Origin of the sequence: uncultured Veillonella sp. (assembly GCF_934190855.1) — a bacterium.
Lineage (GTDB): Bacteria > Bacillota > Negativicutes > Veillonellales > Veillonellaceae > Veillonella.
The window spans coordinates 1-4,527 of sequence record NZ_CAKPTN010000134.1; the positions used below are offsets into that span (position 1 = coordinate 1).

Consider the following 4,527-nt stretch of genomic DNA (forward strand, 5'->3'; position numbering starts at 1 on the left):
CAACGATCAAGAATACTGGAAGCATCGCGGAGATGTATGCAGTACCAGATGCGAAGAAGTAACGAACAGCAACGGAAATAACGGAGATAAGGATAAGCATCATGAATGGATCTAAGCCGAAGTTCATATGAGTTTCTAAGAATTTAGCTAACCATTCGAAGAATTTACCTTTAGTCAATGCGGAGGATAAGCCCAAGATACCGCCGAACCAAATCAATGTATTCCAAGCAGCTTTAGTTTTGAGCAAGTCATCCCAAGTAATAATGCCACATACAAATGTAGCAATCATCGCTACAATAGCAACTGCTGTAGCGTCAATTTTGATACCAAATGTTGGAAGAATCCAACCAGTGATTGCAAGAAGTGCAATTGCAATAAGGCCTTTTTCGGACGCTTTCATAGGTCCCAATTCAGCTAAACCATCATTAGCAATTTTCTTGTTGTCGATTTCTTTTACTGTTGGACGTTCATACATGTAACCAATGAGTGGCATTAACATCAACATGATAAAACCAGGTACGAACATAGCTGCAGCCCATTGGCCCCAGTTCAAGGATACGCCTGTCAATTTAGTAATGAAATCAAGAGCCAATAAGTTTGGCGCCATTGCTGTGGCGAACAAGAAAGATGTTACTTTTGTTGCAAAGTAACCATTCTGTAAGAGGTAAGCGCCTGCCTTTTTAGCAGATTCACCTGGGTAAGAACCAACCGCTTCAGCGATGGACAAGTTGATAGGATATACGATACCAGCCGCACGAGCTGTGTTGGATGGAGTCGCAGGGGACAAGATCAAATCAAGGAATGCCGTAACATAACCAAGACGAAGTGTAGTACTACCAAAAGCGCGAACCAAGTAGTACGCAATGCGGTGACCAAGTCCAGTTTTGCCAAACGCAACGGATAAACCGAAAGCTGCGAAGATCAACCATAATGCTGTATTGCTGTAGCCAGCTAATACATCTTTTGTGTTGCTCAACAAAATAGAAGATGTAGCAACACCTAATAATACTGTAATAGGAACTGGGAATGGTTTTAATACCAAGCCCACGATAGTAGCTAAATAAATACCGAATAATTTCCATACTTGCGGTTTGAGACCTTCTGGGGTGCCACCGAACCACATAAATGCGACGATGGCAGCCATAATGCCAATACGCCATAATTTGTCTTTCATGTGTGTCTTTACCTTTCTTAACTAACTTAGGCATACATAAAATCATCTAGTCTTTAACAACGTAACAGCTCGCGACGTCCGTTACCTTGATGAAGTCTACACTCATTATAAATGTTTAAAAGAATTATGAAAAATAGATTACCTTTATAGGGGTTATAAAAACTTTTATATCTATCAATCATACTTTTTATGCATTTTGAGCATAGAATTGCAGCCCCAAATGAAAAAAATGCATGTATACGTCCCCAAAGGGGGTATACATGCACTTACATGGACTGCTTTGCTCTTTCGAGACATCTTTATTATGACCTATTATATCGAAAAAGTCTAATACTGAATTAGCATGGATAAACACTTATAAGAGTTCATAGATATGCTCTATTGCAAGGGTTCTTATGCTTTATATTCTCTAAAAATACTATCATCCACAACGGTATGTTCTTTGTAGTAATTGCGAACATATTCGATAAATGTTTTTACAACCACTAGATTTTCTGCATCTTTAGTGTACACCATATTCGTATCACGAGTGATGCATTCACCGTCTGTATCGCGCAACGGGCTTACATAGATATCTTTATCCTTGCAAGATCCAAGGCCCATATAGGTCAAGATGGACCACCCAAGGCCGGCACGCACAAAATGACGGCACGTACTCATAGAGTTTACATCCATCGCAACGCTCGGTGGTTCTTCAAAATGCTCTGCACACCAAGTTTCAATTATGTTGGCTACAGACGCATCTGTTTGGTATTTAATGAACGGTACCTTCTCCAACGACTTAGGCGGTACTAATTCTTTATAGACCAAACAATATGGTTCTGCTAATAACAATTCAGATTTACCAGATACTTCATAACCACCTCGCGCAAAGGCAACCATACAGTCACCAGTGTTAAACATTTTTACCACTTGATGGCTGAAAGCAGTCTTTACTTGAATATGCACATCTGGATATTGTTCGCGGAACGACTTAAGTAAGGCAGGTAGTTCATAGTCTGCAAAGTTGATAGATGACGCAATTTTCAAGGTCCCTTGAATCTTACCAGACGCAGAGTTCATAGCATGCTCCAACGCTTCTTGATCTTGCATCATCCTTTTACAATACTCATAGAAAATTTCGCCTTGTGCCGTAAGGGCAATCCCTTCAGCAGTCCGCAACAATAGAGAATGGCCCAAGGCTTTTTCCATATGGCGCAACCGATAACTAAGTGCTGGTTGCGATAAAAATAATTTTTCTGCAGCCCTTGTAATGTTGCCTTCATCGACAACGGTCACAAAGGTTTGCCATTCTCTATCGTCCATAATATCTCCTGTTATCGCTTATTACCAAAGATGCGCAATAAGGATAAGAATAAGTTAATGAAATCTAAGTATAGATTTAATGCACCTGTAATTTCGATGCGGTCTAGGATACTTTCATCCTCCATCAAAGCTAACTCTGTCACATTATTTTTAATGCGGTTTACATCAATAGCCGTAAAGATGGAGAATACTACAACGCCTACGTAACCAAGCACGAGGCTCACTGTATCGCTGAAAGCACTGAGTACAGCCACGTTAAAGTAACGAGCCCCTATCATCACAAAAGATACGATGATCATACCAATTAAGGCAGCCATTACATATGGTGTGAGTGAAGATAAGTTACGTTTCGTAGTAGCCCCTACTATAGCAAAGCCAATGAAGAATGCCAACGTACCTACTAAGGCAGGAATGACTACATCAAACACATTATATCGGAGAGATATCAAGGTCAATGTAAGACCATTCAACGCACTGTAGAGGAAGAACATACCGCGCAAGGTCATTACGTTGGCCGTGTATGCTCGAGCACTAAATAGGACAATAACGCCAAGCTCTACTAATAAGATGATATTGAAATTTTGGTACGCAAAGCGCAACCAGTTTGGATTTGCTAACGCAGCAAAGCCAACACCGATAGTTGTAAGCAAACCTACAACCATCCACAAGAAGGATCCCTTCAAACGTTGGGATACGATACTTTCAACCTGAGCAACTTGAGAATTGCTAGGTCCAGTTACATTATATGGATTCATAGTCTCTCTCCTCATTGTTCTCTACTTATCGAGCATTCGCAATGCCTGCAAACACCTTGCCCCGTTCACCATCGATAGTTACCTCTTGACCTTCAAGAAGTAGATCATGAGCGTTTTTAGCGCCTAAGATAACAGGAATGCCATAGGTAATACCTGCAATAGCACTGTCGGAGGTATAGCCATCTTCAACAGCAATAATACCGCCTGCACGTTTTGCAACAGCCATTAATTCAGGCTCCATTGTGCCTACAACGAGGATGTCACCGTCCTTGAAGCTTTCATAATTGCCCTTATGATTTGCAGCAATGAATACAGTGCCTGTAACGGATTTACGCAAAATACCATTACCAGATAAGAGTACTTGGCCCGCAATGTGAACGCGAATCATATTTGTAGTGCCTGTAGCACCAGATGGCACGCCAGCAGTCACCACAACTAAGTCGCCAGACTCGATAGCACCTGTGCCAAGAGCACCTGTAATAGCTTGCTTAACCATTTCATCAGAGTTAACGATTTCATGGCCTTTAATAGCCTCTACGCCCCAGCACAATTGCATGCGGCGAATTGTTTCGTCATGCGGTGTTACGGCAATAATTTTGCAAGCCGGACGATGTCGAGCAGTGCTAAGCGCCGTATGACCAGATTCAGTACATGTCAAAATAGCGGCAGCCCCAAGGTTTTGAGCGATGCGCACGCTTGCTAAACATACCGCACTCGTAGTCGTCATATCTTCATCTTGACGAGCACGGCTGTTGCTGTCGTAAATAGCAGCCTGTTCTGTTACCTCTGCAATGCGAGTCATAGTCGCAACCGCCTCTACAGGGTAAGCGCCATTTGCTGTTTCACCAGATAACATGATCGCATCGGTACCGTCTAAGATAGCATTTGCTACGTCACTCGCTTCCGCACGTGTTGGACGTGGATTTTGAATCATAGACTCAAGCATTTGGGTAGCCGTAATAACTGGTTTACCCAAGTCATTACATTTTTCAATCATCATTTTTTGAAGTACTGGCACCTCTTCTGCAGGAATTTCTACACCGAGGTCACCGCGAGCGACCATGAGGCCATCCGCTACTTCCAAGATTTCATCGATATTTTTAACGCCTTCAGCATTTTCAATTTTTGCAATAATCTTGATGTCTTTCTTCTCAGACTCAAGGATGCGGCGAATAGCCACAATGTCTTTACCGCGTTGCATGAAGGACGCCGCCACAAAGTCTACACCTTGTTGGCAGCCAAAGCGCAAGTCCGCTTCGTCTTGTTCAGATACAGGTGGCAAGCTAAGCGCTA

General features: G+C 42.3%; 4 protein-coding genes. All 4 read right to left on the reverse strand.

What is annotated here, in order from left to right; genetic code table 11:
* The coding region (locus Q0F90_RS07485; RefSeq protein ID WP_296004409.1) for a DASS family sodium-coupled anion symporter at positions 1-1,174 on the reverse strand (1,174 nt) is incomplete at its 3' end.
* A 393-nt stretch (positions 1,175-1,567) separates the two neighbouring features.
* The gene (locus Q0F90_RS07490; RefSeq protein ID WP_296004410.1) at positions 1,568-2,479 is read right to left on the reverse strand and encodes a LysR family transcriptional regulator; all 912 of its coding nucleotides are present in this window, start codon (positions 2,477-2,479) and stop codon (positions 1,568-1,570) included.
* A gap of 11 nt (positions 2,480-2,490) precedes the next feature.
* Positions 2,491-3,234 (reverse strand): Bax inhibitor-1/YccA family protein, encoded by a 744-nt coding sequence (locus Q0F90_RS07495; protein WP_296004411.1) that lies wholly within the window; start codon positions 3,232-3,234, stop codon positions 2,491-2,493.
* 25 nt (positions 3,235-3,259) lie between these two features.
* On the reverse strand, positions 3,260-4,527 hold a 1,268-nt coding region (pyk, locus tag Q0F90_RS07500), incomplete at its 5' end, for a pyruvate kinase (RefSeq protein WP_296004412.1).

What these genes read in the sequence shown, in the direction of transcription:
- Q0F90_RS07490 (WP_296004410.1), bottom strand. Translation starts at nt 2,479, where the DNA reads ATGGACGATAGAGAATGGCAAACCTTTGTGACCGTTGTCGATGAAGGC.
- Q0F90_RS07495 (WP_296004411.1), bottom strand. Translation starts at nt 3,234, where the DNA reads ATGAATCCATATAATGTAACTGGACCTAGCAATTCTCAAGTTGCTCAG.